This is a genomic window from Arthrobacter sp. CMU6 (genome assembly GCF_059090205.1).
The window spans coordinates 31,110-51,561 of sequence record NZ_JBNHFL010000006.1 but is presented as its reverse complement, the minus strand read 5'-3'; the positions used below and the strand labels follow the sequence as shown (position 1 = coordinate 51,561).

Annotated in this window: 18 protein-coding genes and 1 riboswitch; of the genes, 6 read left to right on the top strand and 12 right to left on the bottom strand. The window is 68.0% G+C overall.

Annotation, left to right across the window (positions count from 1 at the left end):
* Positions 1-16 precede the first annotated feature (16 nt).
* Positions 17-2,560 (top strand): AMP-binding protein, encoded by a 2,544-nt coding sequence (locus AC5RWD_RS05835; protein WP_494019109.1) that lies wholly within the window; start codon positions 17-19, stop codon positions 2,558-2,560.
* Here AC5RWD_RS05835 and AC5RWD_RS05830 read toward each other — a convergent pair.
* The 3 genes from AC5RWD_RS05830 to AC5RWD_RS05820 form a co-directional block, all read right to left on the bottom strand.
* Entirely contained in the window at positions 2,548-3,201 is a 654-nt protein-coding gene (locus AC5RWD_RS05830; RefSeq protein ID WP_494019108.1) for an aspartate/glutamate racemase family protein, read from the bottom strand. The two genes, AC5RWD_RS05835 and AC5RWD_RS05830, sit on opposite strands and share 13 nt — an antisense overlap.
* Positions 3,202-3,410: 209 nt before the next feature.
* Positions 3,411-4,646 carry a glutamate--cysteine ligase 2 gene (locus AC5RWD_RS05825; RefSeq protein ID WP_494019107.1) on the bottom strand — a complete coding sequence of 412 codons (1,236 nt, stop codon included), beginning with the start codon at positions 4,644-4,646 and terminating at the stop codon, positions 3,411-3,413.
* Positions 4,647-4,798: 152 nt separating this feature from the next.
* On the bottom strand, positions 4,799-6,322 hold the full coding sequence (locus AC5RWD_RS05820; protein WP_494019106.1) for a UDP-N-acetylglucosamine 1-carboxyvinyltransferase: 1,524 nt from the start codon (positions 6,320-6,322) through the stop codon (positions 4,799-4,801).
* Positions 6,323-6,562: 240 nt separating this feature from the next.
* Here AC5RWD_RS05820 and AC5RWD_RS05815 point away from each other — a divergent pair, with 240 nt between their 5' ends.
* Both AC5RWD_RS05815 and AC5RWD_RS05810 read left to right on the top strand, forming a co-directional pair.
* On the top strand, positions 6,563-7,555 hold the full coding sequence (locus AC5RWD_RS05815) for a glycoside hydrolase family 25 domain-containing protein (RefSeq protein ID WP_494019105.1): 993 nt from the start codon (positions 6,563-6,565) through the stop codon (positions 7,553-7,555).
* A 32-nt stretch (positions 7,556-7,587) separates the two neighbouring features.
* The gene (locus tag AC5RWD_RS05810; protein WP_494019104.1) at positions 7,588-8,082 is read left to right on the top strand and encodes a GNAT family N-acetyltransferase; all 495 of its coding nucleotides are present in this window, start codon (positions 7,588-7,590) and stop codon (positions 8,080-8,082) included.
* On the opposite strand, the gene AC5RWD_RS05805 is transcribed toward AC5RWD_RS05810, so the two are convergent.
* Genes AC5RWD_RS05805 through AC5RWD_RS05795 form a run of 3 tightly spaced genes read right to left on the bottom strand, consistent with a single transcriptional unit; the run spans position 8,079 to position 11,091 of the window.
* Positions 8,079-8,882 carry an energy-coupling factor transporter transmembrane component T family protein gene (locus tag AC5RWD_RS05805; RefSeq protein ID WP_494019103.1) on the bottom strand — a complete coding sequence of 268 codons (804 nt, stop codon included), beginning with the start codon at positions 8,880-8,882 and terminating at the stop codon, positions 8,079-8,081. The genes AC5RWD_RS05810 and AC5RWD_RS05805 overlap by 4 nt on opposite strands.
* Positions 8,879-10,471: an ABC transporter ATP-binding protein gene (locus tag AC5RWD_RS05800; RefSeq protein ID WP_494019102.1), complete on the bottom strand. Its 1,593-nt coding sequence runs from the start codon at positions 10,469-10,471 to the stop codon at positions 8,879-8,881. The genes AC5RWD_RS05805 and AC5RWD_RS05800 overlap by 4 nt, the downstream gene beginning before the upstream one ends.
* Entirely contained in the window at positions 10,471-11,091 is a 621-nt protein-coding gene (locus AC5RWD_RS05795) for an ECF transporter S component (RefSeq protein WP_494019101.1), read from the bottom strand. Before AC5RWD_RS05795 ends, AC5RWD_RS05800 begins: the two co-directional genes overlap by 1 nt.
* Before the next feature lie 72 nt (positions 11,092-11,163).
* Positions 11,164-11,307: riboswitch (TPP riboswitch) on the bottom strand.
* Positions 11,308-11,426: 119 nt separating this feature from the next.
* Here AC5RWD_RS05795 and AC5RWD_RS05790 point away from each other — a divergent pair.
* Complete coding sequence (locus tag AC5RWD_RS05790) at positions 11,427-11,978, top strand: heme-degrading domain-containing protein (protein WP_494019100.1); 552 nt, start codon at positions 11,427-11,429, stop codon at positions 11,976-11,978.
* Between the two features lie 36 nt (positions 11,979-12,014).
* Positions 12,015-12,278: a DUF4235 domain-containing protein gene (locus AC5RWD_RS05785; RefSeq protein WP_494019099.1), complete on the top strand. Its 264-nt coding sequence runs from the start codon at positions 12,015-12,017 to the stop codon at positions 12,276-12,278.
* Positions 12,279-12,353: 75 nt separating this feature from the next.
* On the opposite strand, the gene mnhG is transcribed toward AC5RWD_RS05785, so the two are convergent.
* From mnhG to AC5RWD_RS05755, 6 genes are read right to left on the bottom strand one after another with little or no spacing between them, the layout of a single operon-like run.
* The gene (gene mnhG / locus AC5RWD_RS05780; RefSeq protein WP_494019098.1) at positions 12,354-12,770 is read right to left on the bottom strand and encodes a monovalent cation/H(+) antiporter subunit G; all 417 of its coding nucleotides are present in this window, start codon (positions 12,768-12,770) and stop codon (positions 12,354-12,356) included.
* Positions 12,760-13,038 carry an MrpF/PhaF family protein gene (locus AC5RWD_RS05775; RefSeq protein WP_314194345.1) on the bottom strand — a complete coding sequence of 93 codons (279 nt, stop codon included), beginning with the start codon at positions 13,036-13,038 and terminating at the stop codon, positions 12,760-12,762. Before AC5RWD_RS05775 ends, mnhG begins: the two co-directional genes overlap by 11 nt.
* Positions 13,035-13,580 (bottom strand): Na+/H+ antiporter subunit E, encoded by a 546-nt coding sequence (locus AC5RWD_RS05770; protein ID WP_494019097.1) that lies wholly within the window; start codon positions 13,578-13,580, stop codon positions 13,035-13,037. The genes AC5RWD_RS05775 and AC5RWD_RS05770 overlap by 4 nt, the downstream gene beginning before the upstream one ends.
* On the bottom strand, positions 13,577-15,166 hold the full coding sequence (locus tag AC5RWD_RS05765) for a Na+/H+ antiporter subunit D (protein WP_494019096.1): 1,590 nt from the start codon (positions 15,164-15,166) through the stop codon (positions 13,577-13,579). Before AC5RWD_RS05765 ends, AC5RWD_RS05770 begins: the two co-directional genes overlap by 4 nt.
* The gene (locus AC5RWD_RS05760; RefSeq protein WP_494019095.1) at positions 15,163-15,732 is read right to left on the bottom strand and encodes a Na(+)/H(+) antiporter subunit C; all 570 of its coding nucleotides are present in this window, start codon (positions 15,730-15,732) and stop codon (positions 15,163-15,165) included. The genes AC5RWD_RS05765 and AC5RWD_RS05760 overlap by 4 nt, the downstream gene beginning before the upstream one ends.
* On the bottom strand, positions 15,729-18,797 hold the full coding sequence (locus AC5RWD_RS05755) for a Na+/H+ antiporter subunit A (RefSeq protein ID WP_494019094.1): 3,069 nt from the start codon (positions 18,795-18,797) through the stop codon (positions 15,729-15,731). The genes AC5RWD_RS05760 and AC5RWD_RS05755 overlap by 4 nt, the downstream gene beginning before the upstream one ends.
* Positions 18,798-18,986: 189 nt before the next feature.
* On the opposite strand from AC5RWD_RS05755, the gene AC5RWD_RS05750 reads away from it, so the two are divergent.
* On the top strand, positions 18,987-20,390 hold the full coding sequence (locus AC5RWD_RS05750) for an MFS transporter (RefSeq protein ID WP_494019093.1): 1,404 nt from the start codon (positions 18,987-18,989) through the stop codon (positions 20,388-20,390).
* Positions 20,391-20,452: the final 62 nt, after the last annotated feature.

Below are 20,452 nucleotides of genomic sequence, written 5' to 3'. Positions count from 1 at the left end.
CTAATATCATCTTCCGGTGACCACGCAGCTTGATTTCGCGCGGGTGCCCTTCGCCGCCGATCTCGCAGGCCACGGGGACAGGCCCGCAATCCTCACCGACAATTTCACTCTCACCTACCGGGAACTCGCCGACAGGGTTGATGCCCTCGCGCTCCGGCTGGGCACCCAGCGCCGCCTGGTGGCATTGGCTGCGGCGAACGACGTCGAATCCCTGGTGGCCTACCTTGCCGCACTCGTCGGCGGCCACCCGCTGATCCTGCTTCCGGAGGACAAGCCGGCGGCGCTAGAGTCCCTGGTGGCCGCGTACGATCCAGACGTCGTGCTGCGTTCCGCCGACGGGCAGACGGTGCTCGAGGAACGCAGGGCGGGCACCCGGCATGAACTCCATCCGGACTTGGCGCTTCTGCTCAGCACATCCGGGTCCACCGGCTCGCCCAAGCTGGTGCGCCTGTCCGCCACCAATCTGCAGGCCAATGCGGAATCGATTGCCGAGTACCTGAACATCGGCCCGGCCGACCGCGCCGCAACCACGCTGCCGATGTCCTACTGCTACGGGCTGTCCGTGATCAACAGCCACCTGCTCCGGGGCGCGGGCCTGGTGCTCACCGACCTGTCCGTTGTTGACCCGTGCTTCTGGGAGCTTTTCCGCGCTGGCGGGGCAACGTCCTTCGCCGCGGTGCCATACACCTTCGAACTGCTCGAACGCGTGGGCTTTGCCGGGATGGACCTCCCCGGCCTGCGCTATGTGACCCAGGCCGGCGGCCGGCTCGCCCCCGAACGTGTGCAGAGCTACGCGGAACTCGGCCGGCGGAAGGGCTGGGAACTGTTCGTCATGTACGGCCAGACGGAGGCCACCGCCCGGATGGCCTACCTTCCGCCCGGGCTGGCCGCCGAGCACCCCGGTGCCATTGGCATCCCGGTGCCGGGCGGTGCCTTCCGCATTGACCCCGTTCCCGGCCTCGAGCACGGCGAACTCGTCTACACCGGACCCAATGTCATGCTCGGCTACGCGGAGACTGCGGAGGATCTCGGCGCCGGCCGCACGGTCCACGAACTCCGTACCGGAGATCTGGCCAGGAAGCACCCCGCCGGTGTCTTCGAGGTGGTGGGGCGGCGCAGCAGGTTCGTCAAGATCGTCGGCCTCCGGGTGGACCTCGGCCAGGTGGAGCGCATCCTGGCCGACCTCGGCGTTGAAGCGGCGAGCGCGGGCACCGACGAGGGCCTCGTCGTCGCGGTCGAGGGCAGCCACGACACGCAGCTGCTGGCCAAGGTCCTCGCGCAGGGCATCGGGCTACCGCGTGCGGCCCTGGAGCTGCACGCCGTCGAGCGTCTCCCCCGCCTGGGCACCGGCAAGGTGGACTACCCGGCCGTCCTTGCACTGTCACAGACTGCCATGCCACAACCGGAGCCGGCCGACTCCGGACCAGACAATGTGCACCGGATCTTCCGCGACACGCTCGAGCGCACGGACATCGGCGACGGCGACACGTTCGTCTCCCTCGGCGGCGATTCGCTGTCCTATGTGGCCACGTCCGTCCGGCTGGAGCAGCTGTTGGGGCATCTCCCCCCGGACTGGCATGTGACGCCGGTCCGCGACCTGGAGCAGCCCGCGGGGAGAAAACCTGCTAGGAAGATGCGCCGGTTCGTTGCCCCGCTCGAAACCAGCATCGTGCTCAGGGCCGTGGCCATCGTGCTCATCGTCAGCACCCACGTGGGGCTGATGAAATGGCCGGGAATGGCCCACGTACTTATGGCGGTCGCCGGGTACAACTTCGCCCGGTTCCAGCTCAGCGGGGAACGGCTTCCCCGGTTCCGGCGCCAACTCACCAGCCTGTCACGGGTGGCGGTGCCCAGTGTGGCCTTCATCGGGGTGGCCTACCTGATCACCGACCGGTACACGGTCGCCAACGTCCTGCTCCTCAACTCCGTGGTCGGTCCCGAAGCCGTGACCACGCAGTGGCATTTCTGGTTCATCGAAGTCCTGGTGTACATCCTCCTGGGCATGACCGCCCTGCTGGCCATACCCTGGGCGGACCGCGCGGAGCGTCGGTTCCCGCTGCTCTTTCCGCTAGCCCTCACTGGCCTCGCGCTGCTCTCGCGCTATGACATCGTTGATCCCGGCATCCCCCACCCGTCGCCGACCCTGTGGCTGTTTGCCCTGGGGTGGGCCATTGCCAGGACCCGGACATGGGTTCAGCGGGGTGCATTATCCGTCCTCGCGGTCCTCACGGTCCCCGGATGCTTCTTCGGGGATACACAGCGTGAGCTGACCCTTGTTGCCGGAATCCTGCTGCTCACCTGGCTGCCCACCGTCCCGGTGCCCAAGGGGCTGCAGCGGCTGGCGGTCCTGCTGGCCAGCGCTTCCCTCTACGCGTACCTCGTGCACTGGCTGGTCTACCCGCTGCTGGATACAATCAGCCCGGTGCTTGCCGTGGCAGCGTCCCTGGCAGCCGGGGTGGCTTACTGGGCACTGTGCACGCGGGTCATGGGCGTCTTTGGCCGGGGCGGCTGGCCTTCGCTCCGGGACAGAATCAAGCGGCGGACGGCTCACACCGCCTGAAGCTCGCGGGATGCCACGGCGGAGATGAGCATGGAGCCGGCGGCCATGACGGGGTCAATGACAGGTATCGCGAACCTGCGCCGCAGGACGTCCGCCATGCCAATGCTCGTCAGGCCAGTGCTGGCCTCCAGGATGACGTCCGCTCCCGCGTCCACCAGCATGTGGGCGGCTGCGAGCGCGTCGAAGATGCCAGTTGGAAGCAGGAAGCCGTCGGGCGTCTCCGCGCTCTCGGCGCCGTCGATCAGGAGCATCCGGTCGCCCAGGGCATCGGAAATGGGACCCGGCACTGAGTGTTTCAGGCCCAGCACACCCACCCGGCCGCCGAAGGCGAGGGCCGCAGCCGCAGATGCGGAGCCGGCGCCCACCACGGGGATGTCCAGCAGGGCCCGCGCCTCCGGCAAACCGGGATCGGCGGCGCAGCTGATGACCAGCGCGTCGACGTCCGGCGCCATGTCCAGGGCAAGTTCCACCACCTTCGGCACGGCACGCTGCAGCGACTCAGCGTCATAGACTCCGGAAGGCTGGTCCGGAATGCACCGCGTCGTGACATCGAACCCGAAGGTCTCGCGCAGCAGCCTTCCGTGCGAGTTGAGCAGACGCCGGTCTGTGGTGGTCATAGCCCTGATGAGTCCAACGCGCATGGTCCGTTCCTTCCGCGGGCAGTTCTTGTGGTTCCACACTAGCCAGCCGACATTTCAGGCGGTTTACCGGAAAATGACCATCGGAAACATCCCTGCTCCACCAGCGCGAACGGACAGATAAGGCCAAAAAACGCGCGCGTGGAGGGGCCCCATGTGTCCGCTCGCGCTCCCGTTCTTTCGCGCGGGTTCGCGGTCGGAGGGTGTTCGGGTCAGAGCTGGCGGACGCGCAGCAGTTCCGGAGCGGGTTCACCGTCGGGATCCGTGTCCGCGGCGGTCCCCTTCAGCGTGGCCCGCACGGCGTGCGCGACGACGGCACCCAGCCCGCCGTCGTCGGGCTCGGCTTTGTCCAGCACCACCTGCCGGACGTTGCGCTGTTCAGCCGCGCCGGTGCCGCGCGCGAAGATCTCCTCGATGCCGGCCCGGGCCAGGTCCAGCTCGCCGTTCTCGGCCAGCACCGGTTCCAGATAGTCCACCAGCGAGCGCACCACGTCCTCGGCGGGCACCGGCCGGAAGCTGCCGAAGTCCAGCAGTTCACCGCGCAGGCCAAAGTTGCTGGCCTGCCATGAGGCCATCCGCAGCAGCACTGTTGGCACGGGCGCCGGATCCACACCCTCACGCCATTCCCGGCACGCAGATTCCACGAGCGCACGGACCAGGACGGCAATGAGCGCTGCGTCCTCGGCACGGAGGCAGACGTCCGCCACCCGCACCTCCACGGTGGGGTGGTTCCGGGAAAGCCGAGCGTCGAAGTAGATCATGCCCTCGTCCAGCACCACGCCGCTGTCCAGCAGCCGGGTCACGAGCCGGCGGTAGGAGGACAGGCTGCCGTAAATGGCGGACGGGCCCGACGACGGCCAGCGGTTCCATGCCTGCGTCCGGTAGCTCTCGAACCCGGTCTCCACGCCGTTCCAGAACGGCGAGTTGGCGCTGAGCGCGATCAGGACGGCCAGCTTGTCCCGGATACGGTCCAACACGGCCACGCCTTCGTCCGGGGATTCGATATAGGTGTGGACGTGGAAGCCGCAGGTGAGCTGTTCCTGGGCGGTCAGGCCGAACCGTTCCAGCATTTTGGCGTAGCGCGGGTCCGGCGTGGTGTGGCTGGAGAGGGCCATCGGTGACGTGGCCAGGGCAGCAATCCGGGCGCCGTGGCCCTGGGCGGCCTCGTTGGCCAGTGCCCTGCCGGCGTGGATCTGCCGCAGCAGTTCCGCATGGTCCAGGCACGGACGGGTCTGCGTCTCGATCTGCTCAAGCTTGAGTTCGGCACTCAAGCCCATTTCGTCGTCGTCGCACTTGGGTTCGGCTATTTTCTTCACCAGCCGGGGCTTGCCCGGGGCGTCGTCGGCGGCGAGTTTGCGGCCCGCCAACAGGGCATCGGCGAGCGCCAGCGGTTCCCCGCTGTCCGGATCAACGATCAGGAGCTCTTCCTCCACGCCAAAAGTCCGCATGCCTACATTGTGCGCCAGACCCGCGAAAACGTCCCCGACATGACGAAGCGCGAACGGGCACTTATGGCCCTTAACCGGCAGGTCAAGGGGTGCTTAAGTGTCCGTTCGCGCTTCCCTGGGGGTGCTTAAGTGTCCGTTCGCGCCCGTGTGGGTCAGTCCTGGAAGTACTCGATTTTGGCACCGATGGTGTTGAGCCGCTCGGCGAGGTCCTCGTAACCGCGCTCAATGACATAGATGTTGCGCAGCTCGGACACACCTCTGGCCGCCAGCATGGCCAGCAGCAGGCAGGCGGCGGGACGCAGCGCGGGCGGGCAGCCCACCTCCGCGGCACGCCACCGGGTGGGGCCGTTGACGTAGATCCGGTGCGGGTCCAGCAGCTGCACGCGGGCGCCCAGCTTGTTCAGTTCCGTCAGGTAGATGGCGCGGTTCTCGTAGACCCAGTCGTGGATCATGGTCTGGCCCTCGGCGTTGCCGGCGATCACCGCGAAGAACGGCAGGTTGTCGATGTTCAGCCCGGGGAACGGCATGGGGTGGATCTTGTCCTCGGGCGCACGCAGCTCGGAGGGCTTGGTGGTCACGTCCACCAGCCGGGTGCGGCCATTGCGGGCCATGTACTCGCCGGAGACCTCCAGCTGCTGGCCCATCTGCTCCAGCGTGGCCAGCTCGATCTCCATGAATTCGATGGGCACGCGGCGGATGGTCACCTCGGAGTTGGTGACGATCCCGGCAGTGATGAGGCTCATCGCCTCGATGGGGTCTTCCGAGGGGAAGTACTCGATGTCGACGTCGATGATCGGTTTGCCGGTGATCTTCAGCGTGGTGGTTCCGACGCCGTCGATCTCCACGCCCAGCCGCTGCAGGTAGAAGCAGAGATCCTGGACCATGTAGTTGGGGCTGGCGTTGCGGATGACCGTGGTGCCGCAGCGGTGGGCAGCCGCCATGATGGCGTTTTCAGTTACGGTGTCGCCGCGTTCGGTCAGCACGAAGGAACGGTCGAGCTCGTCGGTCGGGGGCGCCTGCACGGCGTAAAAGCCTGAGCTGGCCTCCACGGACAGGCCAAACTGCCGCAGTGCCTGCATGTGCGGTTCCACGGTGCGGATGCCCAGATCGCAGCCGCCGGCGTAGGGCAGCCGGTATTCATCCGTCTCATCAAGCAGCGGGCCCAGCAGCATGATTACGCTGCGGGTCCGGCGTGCGGCCTCGACGTCCATGGACGCCAGGTCAAGGTCCGCGGGACGGCGCAGGCGGAGGTCGTTGCCGTTGAGCCAGGTGCATTCGACGCCGATGCTGCTCAGAACCTCGACGATGCGGTTGACTTCCTCGATCCGGGCCAGCCGCCGCAGCGTCGTGGTGCCGCGGTTGATGAGGCTGGCGCAAAGCAGGGCGACCCCGGCGTTTTTGCTGGTGTTGACGTCAACGGAGCCCGAAAGCGTCCGGCCGCCCTCCACGCGGAGGTGGGTCATCTGGGGTTTTCCGAGCTGGACGATGCTTCGGCCGAAGATCGCCTCCAGCCGCTGGATCATTTTGAGGCTCAGGTTCTGTTTGCCCTGTTCCATGCGGGCCACGGCGCTCTGGCTGGTGCCGAGTTCGGCGGCAAGCTGGCCCTGGGTCCACCCCTTCTGGCCGCGGGCGTCGCGGAGCAGAAGGCCGACGTGTTCAGCGGTCTGTTGAGTCATGAATAAAAATATATCAGATATGAGTTATCAAGTCGCTTTTTCAGCGGCGGAGCTGAGTCAAGCTCCCTTGATATACCCGTTACACGCATAAATATTGAGTAACGGGCCGGAGTCGCGTGACAGGATCCGTGGAGGCGTACGCGCACCTAGTCAAGCGTCCCATGCCCGCCTTGACCACGGAGCATATCCGGGAGCAAGCTAGCGGTACGTGTTGCGGCCACAAGGGAACGGGAGGCCGCCGTGTCCATTTTCAGCTCCGCTGGGCTGTCCAGGAGGCGCCCCGCAGGGCGCCGGGCTTCAGCGCTGCTGTCCTTCATGGTCGCGACCGCAGTGGGTTTTATCCCGGGACCAAGGCTCGACGACGGCGCGCCACCGGCACCCGAACCAGCCGTCACCCAGGCGGCACCGAGGGCCTCCGCCACTCCCAGCGGCGCCGCGCAGGCGCAGCCACCCGCGTCTCGGCCGGCCCCGCAGCCGGCGGACCGGCAGCCCGCGCGGCAGCGGCCAGGGTCCGCTCCGGCCCTGCCTGGCAACGAAGCCCTGCTGGGCAACGACGTCTCCTGGCCGCAGTGCGGCGGCGACCTGCCTGACGACCCTGCGTTCGCGATTGTCGGGGTAAACAACGGGGTGGCGAACACCACGAACCCGTGCCTCCACCAGCAGCTTGACTGGGCGGATGACTCGGCCGGCGGGACGGGCCAGCCCCGCCTGGCGCTCTATGTGAACACAGCCAACCCGGGGCTGCGGGGCTCCTGGTGGCCGACGAACAACGAGTACGGCGGCGAGGCCGTGGCCAACCCGTACGGCACCTGCCAGGGGCAGGAGGACGCGGCATGCGCCTATATGTACGGGTACGCGAAGGCTTTTGACGACGCCTACCTCCGCACCGTCCCCGAGCCTGAGACATACCTCTGGTGGCTGGACGTGGAGACAGGCAACAGCTGGTCGGGCGACAGGAACGCAAACCGGGCGGACCTCGAAGGCATGGCCGACTTCTTCCACAGCATCGGCGCCAGGGTGGGAATCTACTCCTCCGCCCGGCAGTGGGGGCAGATTGTGGGCGACGTGGGATCAGCCAGCAGCCTCTACACTCTGCCAACCTGGCTTGCCGGAGCGCACACCGCCGCCGAGGCGAAGAGCATGTGTTCCGCGGCGCCCCTCACCGCAGGGGGCAAGGTTGTCCTCACCCAGTTCGTGGCCGACGGCTTCGACCACAACCACTCATGCATCTGAGATCCACGGCCGCCAGCGTTAGACTCGGCCGCATGGATCACACCTGCAGCGTCCGCCAGGCGACGGCCGAAGATGCTGAGGCCCTGGCCCGGCTCCACCTGGAATGCTGGCGCGAAACCTACTCACACCTGCTGTCACCGGGCTTTATGGCCAGGCAGGGTGTGGAAGGACGGCTGGCCATGTGGCGGCACCTTCTGGCCGGTCCGCATGCGGCTCGGCAATACGTGGCGGTCGACGGCACCAACCTGGTGGGGTTTGCCGGCTCGCTGTCGCCCGGGGACGGGGTGCGGGAGCAGACCGAGCTCTGGGGCATCTACCTCCTCGCCTCCCACCAAGGCATCGGGCTCGGCCAGGCACTGCTCGATGCCGCAATCGGGAAGGAGCCGGCCGGGCTGTGGGTCGCCGAGGAAAACCCGCGCGCCCAGGCCTTTTACCGGCGCAACGGCTTCGTCTTCACCGGTGACCGGGACACGATCGAAGACTGGGAAGGGCTGGCCGAGGTCCGGATGGCGCGGACCGGGGGTTAGGGGCCCTCCAGCCACACCATGTTCCACGTGCCGGCCCACAGCGCGGCGGCCACGGCGCCGGCTGCAATGAGGACGCCGCCGAGCACTACCCAGATGTCCAGCACACTGTAAGTGGACACCCGCGCCCAGGTCCTGCTGGCCCCACCGAATCCGCGGGCCTCCATGGTCACGGCCAGCCGGGTGGCCCGGCGGATCGCCTGGACCAGGAGGCCGAAGCTTTGCCCCAGGGTGGCGCGCATCCGTTGCCACGGGTTGCCGCGGGATCCGACGCCGCGGGCACGCCGGGCCATGCCGATGGTCTGCCATTCCTCGGCCATCAGCCCGACCAGCCGCATCGCAGCCAGCGTCCCCAGCACAAAACGATGCGGCAGCCGCGCCTTCTGGGCCAGAGCGTCAGCCAGGTCGGTGGGATCGGTGCAGCTCATCAGCAGCACCGCAGGCAGGGCAATGGCCAGGCCCCGCAGCAGAAAACCCAGCCCCAGCTGAAGGGAACCTTCGCTCATGGACCAGAGGCCGACGTCGAGCAGTATCCTTCCGCTGTCGGGCGCCAGGATGGAGGTGCTCCAGCCGCCCACGGCTGCAGCCAGGATCAGCGGCCAGCCGCGCTGCCACAGCAGCGAAAACGTCAGCCCGGCCAGCGGAAAGACCAGCAGCTCGCAGGCGAGCGCCACCGAGGCGGACATCCAGTCGATGGACAGCGCCAGGACCAGGGTGATCAGGAAGACCGCGGCGAACTTGGCCAGCGGATTGGCGCGTGTCAGCACGGCCCGGTTTCCGGCGAGTGTCAGCGCGTCCCTCATGTCGCCGCCTGTTCTGACGTCGGTTCCGCCGACCGAGGCCCGGACCGCCCGCCGGAGCCCAGCCGCAGCTCGGTGCCGCCGAGCACATGGGTGAACTCCTCGTCGTGCGTCACGGACACCACGGCCGTGCCGGCGTCGAGCAGCTCGGAAAGGAATGAGGCAAGCTCCGCCCAGGTGTTGGCGTCCTGGCCGAACGTGGGCTCGTCCAGGACCAGCACCTGCGGGTGGGCGGCCAGGACAGTGGCCACGGACAGCCGGCGTTTCTCCCCGCCGGACAGGGTGTACGGGTTGGCGTCCACGAGATGCGTGAGGCGCAGGCGCTCCAGCAGCTCGTCGACGCGCTCTTCGCCGTGGCCCAGATGGCGCGGTCCGAACTGCAGCTCGTCCAGGACGCGGCCGGTGACGAATTGGTGCTCAGGTTCCTGGAACACTGTGCCGATCCGGGCGATCAGCTGTTCGGCCCGCCACTTGTAGGGGTCGATTCCGGCTCCGCCGCTCAGCTCAACAGTCGCGGAGACCTTGCCGTCCACCGGCGGCAGCAGTCCGGCGAGGGTCAGCGCGAACGTGGACTTGCCGGCGCCGTTGGGGCCGGTGACGGTCAGCGCCTCCCCCGCGCGGACCTGCGCCGTGACGTCCCGCAATACGGGCTCGGGCGGCACGGAGCGGAAGCCGCGGCGCCGGGGCCGTTCCCGCGACACTGCGAGCTTTTCGGCGGCGAGCAGCAGCTGGCCGCTGTCACTGCCGGGGATACCGGCCGCCAGGCGGCGGCGTGTTTCGGGGACGTAGCCCGGGACCCAGACACCAGCGGCGGTAAGCATCCCGCGGGCCTGTTCGAGGACCTCGTCCGGTGTCCCGTCGATAAGCACCGCGCCGTTCACGGCGGATCCCGGCTGCAGGACCACGATGCGGTCCACCAGGTCTTTCCAGGCCGCCACCCGATGCTCCACCACCACCATGGTGGCCCCGGTCTTGTCGAGGCTGCGGCCCACGGCGTCCCGGACCTCCAGGACGCCGGCGGGGTCGAGGTTCGCGGTGGGCTCGTCCAGCAGGATGAGTCCAGGACGCATCGCCAGGATACCGGCGAGCGCCAGGCGCTGCTTCTGGCCGCCGGACAGGGCCGACGTCGGGTGGTCCAGCGGCAGGTGCGAGAGTCCGACGTCGTCCAGTGCCTCGTGCACGCGGCGCCAGATCTCATCGCGCGGCACGGAGAGGTTCTCGGCGCCGAAGGCGACGTCGTCGCCGAGGCGGGAGAGGACCACTTGGGTTTCCGGGTCCTGCTGCATGAGTCCGGCACGGCCCCGCTGCGCGCGTGGGGACGCGCCGTCGATGAGCAGCTCGCCGCTCTCGTCCGCGTCGTCGCTGTCAGCGGAACCGGTGCCTTCGTCGCTGTCCCCCAGCACACCGGCCAGGGCGTGGAGCAGCGTGGACTTGCCGGCCCCGGACGGGCCGAGCAGCAGGACCCGTTCGCCGGGCCGGATGTCCAAATCCAGGGCATGGACGGCGGGTTTGGTGCGGCCGGCGTGGCGCCAGCCCCACCCGCGGGCGTGAACCGCGGCGGGGCGGACGCCGCCGTCGTGGGATGCGGGCATCAGTTGAAGACGGGCTCCGTGGCTGCCTTGCGGGACGCGAAGGAACTCAGCACGCCCGTCTTGGCCAGGCCGCGGGTGGCGATCCAGGACAGGGCACCGGCGATGATCGCGCCGGAAATGGCCGTGAAGATGATGTACGCGAGCTTGTCGCCGGCGGCGTAGGCGATGTTCCAGCCCCACGGCGCAAACGAGTCGTTGAGGCCGCAGAACAGGCCGGCGCCGGCACCCGCAAGCAGCGAAGCCGGGAGGTTGAACTTCCGGTACACCAGCGCGGCGAACACGAGCTCCGCGCCCAGGCCCTGAAGGACACCGGAGATCAGCACCGTGGTGCCGTACTGCGAGCCCATGAGGAGCTCGCCCGTGGCAGCCACCGTTTCGCAGAACAGCGCCGCGCCGGGCTTGCGGATGATGAGCATGCCCAGGACCGCCGGAATCATCCAGCCGCCTGCGTACAGGCCTGTCAGCGGCGGGTAGACGGCGTTGACCGGGGTGGAGATGAGGTTGGCGCCCTGGGACCAGGCCCAGAAGATCACGCCGCCGGCAACGGCGATGAGCGCCGCCACCACGATGTCGGCCACGCGCCAGTTGTAGCTGGTCTTCTTGATTGCTGCAGTTGTCATGATGATCCTCCTGAGGAACAGGAGGGGAAAGCGTTCCCCCGGTTGCCGGTGGCTGGGCCACCTGCTGCCGGGCACTTTGAGAACTCGACTCCCTTGCGCCGGTACTAGCCGGATCAGGTTCGAGGGTCTGCGGCTGTCCGCACTCTCAGCGCCCATCCGCGGTTGCGCTGGCAGTTGCCTTTGCATCCCGACGGCGGCGCTCCCCTGTCGTGATAAATCCGCCCTTGTGGGCGGGTCCAGTTTACACCTCGGCGGCCCCGGGAACGCGGGGTGCCGTCACAATCCGGAAGTCATCCTGCGCTGCCGGGACGGCGGTCCGGAGTACATTGGTGGCCATGACGCAACAGGACTCCGGCAGCGCTGCCCTGCCCGCCTTTGACCCCGATTCCGCCGAGGACCAGCCCGCGGGATCCCTGGAAGCCCTGATCGGTCAGATCGAGGGTGAAATCGCCGAACTGCAGTTCCCGAGGTTCAGCAAGGACGATGCCCTGGCGCTTGGCCTGGAACTGGTGGAACGCGGTAAGGAGGACAATCTGCCCATCGCCATCGACATCACCAAGGGCGAACAGGTCCTCTTCCACGTTGCCCTTGAGGGCGCCACCCCGGACAACGAGGGCTGGGTGCGGGCCAAGCAGCGGACTGCCGTGCGCTACGAGGAGCCCTCGCTGCTGGTTGGCCTGCGCGGCAGGGTGGGCGGGGGCCGGATCGAGGACAACGCCTGGTTCGACCAGTCCGCCTATGCCGCCCACGGCGGAGCCTTCCCCATCTATGTCCGGGATGTCGGCGCGGTGGCCGTGGTCACGGTGTCCGGGCTGCCGCAGAAGGCGGACCACGACCTCGTGGTGCAGGCGTTGCGGGAAATCCACCGGTCCATGCCGATAGGCTAGGGAAAGACCAGTGTTCATCACGCGAGGAGTTCCGGAATGAGTTTCTTCATCAAGCTGCTTGGCACCGGCGTCAGCCTGCTGGCAGGCTTCGCCGGCACCAAGGCCGTCGATACCATCTGGGAAAAGGTCACCGGGAGAAAGCCCCCCAAAGGCGACAAGGACGACGTCCCCACCACGCTGCGCACGGCCCTGACGTTCGCGCTCGTCTCCGCCTCGGTAAGCGCAGTGATCCAGGTGCTGGCCAACCGCGGCACCCAGCGGGCCATCACCCGCTTCGCCAAGACCCAGGACATCGTCTAGCGGCGCACGGCCCGAGCACCGGGCAGTGCTGGCGTCCCGGTTCTACGGGCTCAAACCGGCTGTACGGTTACCGGTTCAACCAGAGGTGCGGTTGCCGCCGTCGTCCTCTTCCGATGCACGGGCCGCCTTGGCGGCCTTCAGCACCACAGCCTCCAGCTCATCGGTGCTGAGCAGCTCCTTGTGGAGGTGTTTGGTGCGGTAGCCGGCGCGGCCCACCATATGGGCCGAGACCGGCGCGGTGAGCAGCTGGAAGATCCAGGCCACGACCAGCACCGGCCACACCCACCAGGTGCGCAGCTGCAGCCCCACCGCCGCCAGCAGCAGGAACAGCCCGAGCACCTGCGGCTTGGTGGCGGCGTGCATGCGGCTCATCAAGTCCGGGAAGCGGATCAGGCCGATGGCGGCGGCGAGGGACATCAGCGCGCCCGCCACCATGAACACGGCCGATACAGCATCGATCACGGTATCCACGGCACTCGGTTCAGGACTCATTGGGCTGCTCCCGCCTGTCGGCCACGAAGCGGGCCACCGTGACCGAGCCGATGAACCCGATGACGGACACCGCCACCACCAGCATCAGGTTGTTCAGGTGCCGGTTCACGGCCATGTCGATGCACAGCGCCGCCCCGAGGATGGCCAGCAGCACATCCGCGGCGAGGACCCGGTCCAGCAGCGAGGGGCCGCGGGCGATCCGGATGATCGCGCCCGCGGCGGCGAGGGCCAGCGCCACAGCCGTGACGGTGAGGACCAGCTCCATCATGCGCCAACCTCCTGGTTCAGGGCGGCAAGCTCTTCCTTGGTTCCCATGATCCTGATGAGCCCCGCTTCGGTGTCCCGGACTTCCTTGCGCAGCTTGAGGACATCCTCGCCGTTGCGGACGTTCAGTCCGTGGATGTAGAGCGTGGAGGTGGATCTGTCCATCTCCACAACCAGTGACCCCGGGATCAGGGAGATCACGTGGCCGGTCGCCGTCACCATCAGGTCCGAATGGCTGCGCAACGGAACAGCGACGACGGCGTTGGTCACCTTGGGCCCCTGGGCCACCGCAAGGTAGAACACCTGGCAGCTGGCGGCCACCACCCTGCCGAGGAACACCGCCGCGAACGGAACGGCCCGCAGCACGTTGAACCGGCCGCTCAGCTCCACCGGCGGCAGGTAGAACAGGCGCGCCACCGCAACCGCGAGCAGGGCGCCGAAGAGCAGGTTGCCGGGGCTGAAGTCCTGCCAGAGTGCTCCCCAGACGATGACCAGCCAGACCAGCAGCGGCAGTTCCTGCCGCAGGGACACCCTTTTCCGGCTCACTTTCCGCCTCCGTTCAGCGCCAGGGCCGGAACGGGCGCGGCGTCACCGAGCACCGCCTGGATGTAAGCGGACCTGTCCAGCATGGCCGCGGCGGACTGGTCCGCCACCTGGAAAAGAGGTCCGGCGAAGACGGTGAGCGCCACGCCCAGCACCACCAGGCCCAGCGTGGACCCGACCATGGTCCGGGGCAGGAGGCGCACCGCCGTCGTGCCCTTTTCCGGGACGGGGACCGCCAGGAGTACCGGGTCGGGGTGCTCAGCATCCTCGGCCTTGCGCCAGAAGGCACGGTTCCATACCCGGGCGACGGCCAGGAGGGTCAGGAGGCTTGTCAGCACGCCGCCGATCACCAGGGCGTAGGCCAGCGGGGTTCCCAGCCCGATGCCGGCCTGGATCAGGCCGAGCTTGCCGAGGAAACCCGAGAACGGCGGGATGCCGGCCAGGTTCATGGCGGGCACGAAGAACAGCAGGGCCAGCAGTGGGGACAGTTTGGCCAGCCCGGCGAGCCGGTCCACCGAGGAGCTGCCGCCGCGGCGCTCGATCAGTCCGGTGACCAGGAAGAGGCTGGTCTGGATGGTGATGTGGTGGGCCACGTAGAACACGGCAGCGGCGAGGCCTGCCACGGAGGACATCGCCAGGCCGAACACCATGTAGCCGATGTGGCTGACCAGGGTGAAGGACAGCAGACGCTTGATGTCGCTCTGGGCGAGGGCACCCAGGATGCCGACGACCATGGTCAGCAGCGCCACCACCATCAGCGGCGTGTTGAGGCTGTCGCCGGGGAACAGCAGGGTTTCCGTGCGGACCATGGCGTAGACGCCCACTTTGGTCAGCAGGCCGGCGAACACGGCAGTGACCGGGGCCGGCGCGGTGGGGTAGGAGTCCGGAAGCCAGAAGGACAGGGGGAAGACGGCGGCCTTGATGCCGAAGGCAACCAGCAGCATGACGTGCAGGAGCGTCTTGGTTCCCTGGTCCAGTTCGGACAGCTTGATGGCCAGGTCCGCCATGTTGATGGTGCCGGTTGCGCCGTAGACCATCGCGATGGCAATCAGGAACAGCACCGAGGAGACCACCGAGACCACCACGTAGGTGACCCCCGCACGGATGCGCGGGCCTGTGCCGCCGAGGGTCATCAGCACATAGCTTGCCGTCAGCAGGATCTCGAAGCCGACGTAGAGGTTGAACAGGTCCCCGGAGAGGAACGCATTGGAGACCCCGGCCACGAGGATCAGGTAGGTGGGGTGGAAGATCGAAACCGGGGCGTCCTGGTCGCCGTCGGCCATGCCCTGGCCGGTGGCATACACGAGGACGGCCAGGCTCACCGCGGAGGACACCACGAGCATGAGGGAGGAGAACTGGTCCACTACCAGGACGATTCCCCACGGCGGCACCCAGCCGCCGATGTTCACCGCCGCCGTGCCGCCGTTCCAGACGGACGCCAGCAGGAGGCACTCCAGCAGCAGGGTGAGCGAGAGCAGGCCGATGCTTACCGCGCGCTGCGCGCGGGAGTGCCGGATAAGCACGAACGTCAGCGCCGCCCCCAGGATGGGAAGTACGACGGCGAGCGGGGCGAGGCTTGCGAGGTTCACTTCGCCCCTCCATCCGGGTTTGTGGCAGGGGTGACGTTGGCGGATCCCGGTTTCTCCTCCAGCGCCGCGTGCTCGGCCAGGAGGGTCCGCCCGCCTGCCTCGACTGTCGCCGCCGGCTCCGGCGCGGCGGAGCCGTCCGGTCCGCGCATGGGCAACGGGAATTCGGAGGTTTCCACGGGGATGACGGCGTCGTCCTCCGCGTCGAAGCTGGGTGTTTCGGCCACGCGGCGGTCCTCGATGTCGTCCTGGATGTCGTCCTGGCGGGCAAGCACCCAGGTTCGGTAGATGATGCCCAGCATGAACGCGGTGACCGCGAAGGAAATGACGATGGACGTCAGGATCAGTGCCTGCGGCAGGGGGTCGTTGTAGGCCCCTGGGTCCGTGGCCTTGCTGAAGAAGGGGGCCAGCCCGGCGTAGCCGCCGGTGGCAAGGATCAGCAGGTTGGTGGCGTTGGCCAGCAGCATCAGCCCCAGCAGCACGCGCGTGAGGCTGCGTTCCAGGATCAGGTAGATGCCGCAGGCGTAGAGGGCGCCCATGACGGTCAGCAGGGTCAGGTTAACGGTCATGAAGTGCCGCCTCGGATCGATCCGGCCGGGACGCCGCCGGGCACCTCTTCGCTGCCCTCGTCGCCCTCCTGCGCGTCCAGATGCAGGGGACGCTCTTCAAAGTGCTCGTCGATCTCGGCGCCAAGGCTGCGGAGCACGTCCAGCACCAGGCCGACGACGACGATGTAGACGCCGGTGTCGAAGATGGTGGAGGTGACGAACTTGATGTCGCCAAAGACCGGCAGCCAGAATTCGATGATGGCGCTCTGGAACACCTGGCCGCCCAAGAAAACGGGCGCGGCGCCGGACAACGCGGCCGTGGCCAGGCCGATTCCGAGCAGCGTGCCGGCGCTGATGGGGGTGGCTTCCCGCAGTTCGAAGCGGCCGCCTGCAAGGTAGCGCAGGGTGAGGGCCAGTCCGGCCATGAGGCCGCCGGCAAAGCCGCCGCCCGGGAGGTTGTGCCCGGCCAGCAGCAGGTACAGCGAGAAGATGATCATCGAGTGGAAGATCAGCCTGGTGACCACCTCGAAGATGATGGAGCGGCGCTCCGGTGCCAGCGTGCGTCCGGCAACGAGCCACGGGTCCCGCGTGGCCGAGGCGAACTTCCGGGTCAAGGCCAGGGCGGCGCCGTCCCGCGAGGATTTGTCCACGCCGTGCCGGCGGCCCACGGTCCCTTCAGCCACCGCGGACGCCGTGCGCAGCCGGTCCCCGCGGCCACGGACAAAGATGAGGCTTGCCACGCCGGTGGCGGCCAGGGCCAGCACGGAGATCTCACCGAAGGTGTCCCAGGCGCGGATGTCCACGAGGGTGACGTTGACGATGTTGAGCCCGCCGCCGCCCTCGTAGGCCAGCTTGGGGAACTCGAGGGAAACGGGCGTGGCGATGCGGGCGCCCATGGCGTGGATGGCGGCGAAGACCATGGTTGCGCCGAAGGACAGGCCGATGATCACGCGGACCAGCCGGTACTTGCCCCGGGTGCGGTCCCGCAGCTCCGCCGGGAGGCTGCGCATGGCAAGCACGAACGCCACCAGGATGATGGTCTCCACGAGCATCTGCGTCAGGGCCAGGTCAGGGGCGCCCTGCAGCGCGAACATCAGCGCGATGCCGTAGCCGGTGACGGAAACCATGAGCACGGCAAGGAAGCGCTTGTTGGCCCGGACGGCGGCGAGTGCCCCGATCACGATCCCGGCTCCCGCCACCAGCTGTAGCGGCGAGTTGGGGTCGACGAAATACAGCCCCTCGGGAAGGGGCTTGTTCGCCGCAATCAGGGCCGATAGGGGCAGGGCGAAGGCCACACTGAGGATCACGGCCAGGTAGAAATACAGCGAACCACGCTGCGTGCGTCCGGTGATCCACACGGCGACATCGTCCAGCGCGCCTATGGTCAGCTGGTAGCCGCGGTCGGCGTCGAACCAGGGCGGAACGGCGCTCTGGATCCGGTCCACGACCGCCCGTCCGTAGAACATTGCCGCGCCGGCTGCGAAGGTGATGGCGGTCAGACCCAGGGCAGGGGTCAGCCCATGCCACAGCGCGAGGTGCCCTGCGGCACCTGCCGCAGTAGCGGCGTCGTGCGTTCCCCCGGTGAACAGTGCCGCGTAGGGCTGGATCCACGCATCCACCGGAACCGGCCACAGGCCGTAAGCGATGGTGAGGACGCTCAGGATGGCGGGGGCCGCCAGGAAGGAGGGGCGGATGGCCTTGAACGGGGTGCGCTCAACGCCCGGCTTCACGGCAAAGGCGCCCCACATGAAGCGGGCGCTGTAGGCGAAGGTCAGCACGGAGCCAAGCACCACGCCGCCGAGGACCACCGTGCCCCATGGGCCGTAGCCGGGCGCGGCGGCGAAGTGCACGAACGCCTCGAGCACCGACTCCTTGGCCACGAAGCCGCCCAGCAGCGGGATGCCGGCCATGGAGGCGGCGCCGACGCCGGCCACGACGCCGAGGGCCCGGGAGGAGCGGAACACGCCCGAGAGCTTGCGGATGTCGCGCGTGCCGGACTGGTGGTCGATGATGCCCACCACAAGGAAGAGTGTGGCTTTGAAGAGTCCGTGCGCCAGCAGCATGGCCAGGCCGGCGAGCGCGGCGTCGGGCTTGCCGAGACCCACCACCATGGTGATGAACCCCAGCTGGCTCACGGTGCCGTAGGCCAGGATGAGCTTGATGTCCGTCTGGCGCAGTGCCCGGTAGCCGCCCACCAGCATGGTGGCCAACCCTAGCCCGAGGACCACCGGCAGCCAGTAGGCGGTGTCGGTGAAGCCGGGGGCGAGGCGCGCCACGATGTACACGCCGGCCTTCACCATCGCTGCGGCGTGCAGGTACGCGCTCACGGGAGTCGGTGCGGCCATGGCGCCCGGAAGCCAGAAGTGGAAGGGGACCAGCGCGGATTTGGTCACCGCACCGGTCAGGATGAGGACGACGGCAGCGCCCACGGCTCCCGCTGCCGGTCCGGAGACCAGCTGCGGCGCCTGTTCGAGGATGCCAGAAATCCGGTAGGTGCCGGCTGTGGTGCCGAGCATGACCAGGCCGACGAGCATGGCCAGGCCGCCGGCGGTGGTGACCATGAGGGCCTGCAGCGCGGAGCGGCGGGCAGCCAGCCTTGTCCGGGCGTAGCCGATCAGGAGGTAGGACAGGACGGTGGTGAGTTCCCAGAAGATGAACATCATCAGCAGGTCATCCGCCGTGACCAGCCCGAACATCGCCCCGGCGAAGGCCAGCAGCTGCGCACCGAACCCGCCGAGGTAGCTGTCCTTGTCCTTGAAGTAACGTGCGCAGTAGACCAGCACCAGGGCGCCGACGCCCAGGACCAGCAGCGACATGACCCATGCCAGGGCGTCCATGCGGAAGGCGAATTCGAGGCCCAGGCTTGGAATCCAAGAGAAGGTTTCGGCGGGGGTGCCGGCCCGCGCGGAGGCTCCTGTCGTTGCCGGCGCTTCGGTGCCGTAGACGGCGGTGTGCTGGAACAGAAGCCAGACGAATGAACCGGCGGGCACCGCGGCCAGCGCATAGAACGAGTTGCGGCCGAACTTCCGGAAGACGAACGGCGCCACAGCGGCCACCGCGAAGTGCACGGCAAGGACTGTGATCACTGGTATCTCCGCAAAGTCAGAATTCGGTTATCAAAAGTTGGAGCAGGCGGTCATTCGTTGGGTTCGGTCCGGACAGTTTATCAAGGGGAAACCGACAGTTTTCCCCGCGCTGGCGCGGCCAGGGCAACTTTCGCGAGCCTGCGGGAGAGTTTCCATTCCCTGTTCGCCATGGGCGGATAGCATCGGCGTATGAACTCCGCAGCCGCATCCGAGGCAACGCAGCCGTCGTCGGAACTTGAAGCAGGTCCCGGGGCGTCCGGCAAGGGCCGGGTCCTGGCCTGGGCGGCGTGGGACTGGGGGTCGGCGGCGTTCAACGCGGTCATGACGACGTTCGTCTTCACCGTCTACCTGACCTCCCAGGCGTTCGGCGGCGAAGACCGGGCCTCAGCTGTGCTCGGCGGAGCGCTGGCCATCGCGGGGGCGGCCATCGCGCTGCTGGCGCCCGTCACGGGCCAGCGGTCGGACAACGGGGGCCGCCGCAAGCTCTGGCTGGGAGTGAACACGGCCGCCGTCGCCGTCCTGACCGCACTGTGCTTCTTCGTGTTTCCGCGGCCAGAGTTCCTCCTCCTGGGAGTGTCCCTGATCGCCTTGGCCAATGTGTTCTTCGAGTTCGCGGGCGTCAACTACAACGCCATGCTGGCGCAGATCTCGACGCCGCGGAACATCGGCAAGGTCAGCGGGTTCGGCTGGGGCATGGGCTACCTCGGCGGCATCGTGGCGCTGCTCATCGTGCTCCAACTTTTCGTGCAGCCGCGCTTCGATTGGTTCGGCGCCTCCACCCAGGACAGCCTGAATATCCGCCTGGTGGCGGTGTTCTCCGCCCTGTGGTTCTTCATCTTCGCGATGCCGGTGATGTTCGCGGTCCCGGAACTGCCCAAGCCGAAGCGGGCGGCGAGCCTCGGCTTCCTGGCGTCGTACGGCCTGCTGGCGCGCAGGATCAAGGCGATCTACCGGACCAGCCCGCACACCATCTTCTTCCTGCTGGCGAGCGCCATCTTCCGTGACGGGCTCGCGGCGGTCTTCACCTTCGGCGGGATCATCGCGGCCGGCACCTTCGGCTTCGCCCTGCCGCAGGTCATCTTCTTCGCCATCTTCGGCAACATCGTGGCGGCCGTCGGCGCGATCATCGGTGGCTTCCTGGACGACAGGGTGGGCCCCAAGGCCGTGATCATCGGCTCCCTCACCGGCCTGCTGGTCGCCGGAACGGTGATCCTGGTGCTCGGCAACGACAACCACACGTTCTTCGGTGTGCCCTGGTCGGGTTCCACGACGTTCTGGGTTTTCGGCCTGTTCCTCTGCCTGTTCGTCGGCCCCGCCCAGTCCTCCTCCCGCGCCTACCTCGCCCGGCTGGCCCCGCAGGGCGAATCCGGTGAGCTCTTCGGCCTGTACGCGACCACCGGCCGGGCCGTCAGCTTCCTCGCACCCGCCCTGTTCACCCTGTGCATCACTCTTGCCACTCCCCTGGTGGCCCCAGGGGAAGCGCAGCGCTGGGGCATCCTCGGCATCATGGTGGTGCTGCTCGCGGGGCTGCTGGTCCTCCTGCCGGTCAAGGCCCCGAGCGAAGCCGAGATCGCGGTCGTCCCGCAGTCCTGACCCGGCTCTGGGCGCGAACGTACACTTGGGGCCCCGGACCTGGCGCGAACCGACATTTAAGC

Excerpts from the sequence above, each read along its gene's own strand:
- AC5RWD_RS05830 (WP_494019108.1), bottom strand. The coding sequence starts at position 3,201 with ATGCGCGTTGGACTCATCAGGGCTATGACCACCACAGACCGGCGTCTG.
- AC5RWD_RS05825 (WP_494019107.1), bottom strand. The coding sequence starts at position 4,646 with ATGCGGACTTTTGGCGTGGAGGAAGAGCTCCTGATCGTTGATCCGGAC.
- AC5RWD_RS05820 (WP_494019106.1), bottom strand. The coding sequence starts at position 6,322 with ATGACTCAACAGACCGCTGAACACGTCGGCCTTCTGCTCCGCGACGCC.
- AC5RWD_RS05810 (WP_494019104.1), top strand. The coding sequence starts at position 7,588 with ATGGATCACACCTGCAGCGTCCGCCAGGCGACGGCCGAAGATGCTGAG.
- AC5RWD_RS05805 (WP_494019103.1), bottom strand. The coding sequence starts at position 8,882 with ATGAGGGACGCGCTGACACTCGCCGGAAACCGGGCCGTGCTGACACGC.
- AC5RWD_RS05800 (WP_494019102.1), bottom strand. The coding sequence starts at position 10,471 with ATGCCCGCATCCCACGACGGCGGCGTCCGCCCCGCCGCGGTTCACGCC.
- AC5RWD_RS05795 (WP_494019101.1), bottom strand. The coding sequence starts at position 11,091 with ATGACAACTGCAGCAATCAAGAAGACCAGCTACAACTGGCGCGTGGCC.
- AC5RWD_RS05790 (WP_494019100.1), top strand. The coding sequence starts at position 11,427 with ATGACGCAACAGGACTCCGGCAGCGCTGCCCTGCCCGCCTTTGACCCC.
- AC5RWD_RS05785 (WP_494019099.1), top strand. The coding sequence starts at position 12,015 with ATGAGTTTCTTCATCAAGCTGCTTGGCACCGGCGTCAGCCTGCTGGCA.
- mnhG (WP_494019098.1), bottom strand. The coding sequence starts at position 12,770 with ATGAGTCCTGAACCGAGTGCCGTGGATACCGTGATCGATGCTGTATCG.
- AC5RWD_RS05775 (WP_314194345.1), bottom strand. The coding sequence starts at position 13,038 with ATGATGGAGCTGGTCCTCACCGTCACGGCTGTGGCGCTGGCCCTCGCC.
- AC5RWD_RS05760 (WP_494019095.1), bottom strand. The coding sequence starts at position 15,732 with ATGACCGTTAACCTGACCCTGCTGACCGTCATGGGCGCCCTCTACGCC.
- AC5RWD_RS05750 (WP_494019093.1), top strand. The coding sequence starts at position 18,987 with ATGAACTCCGCAGCCGCATCCGAGGCAACGCAGCCGTCGTCGGAACTT.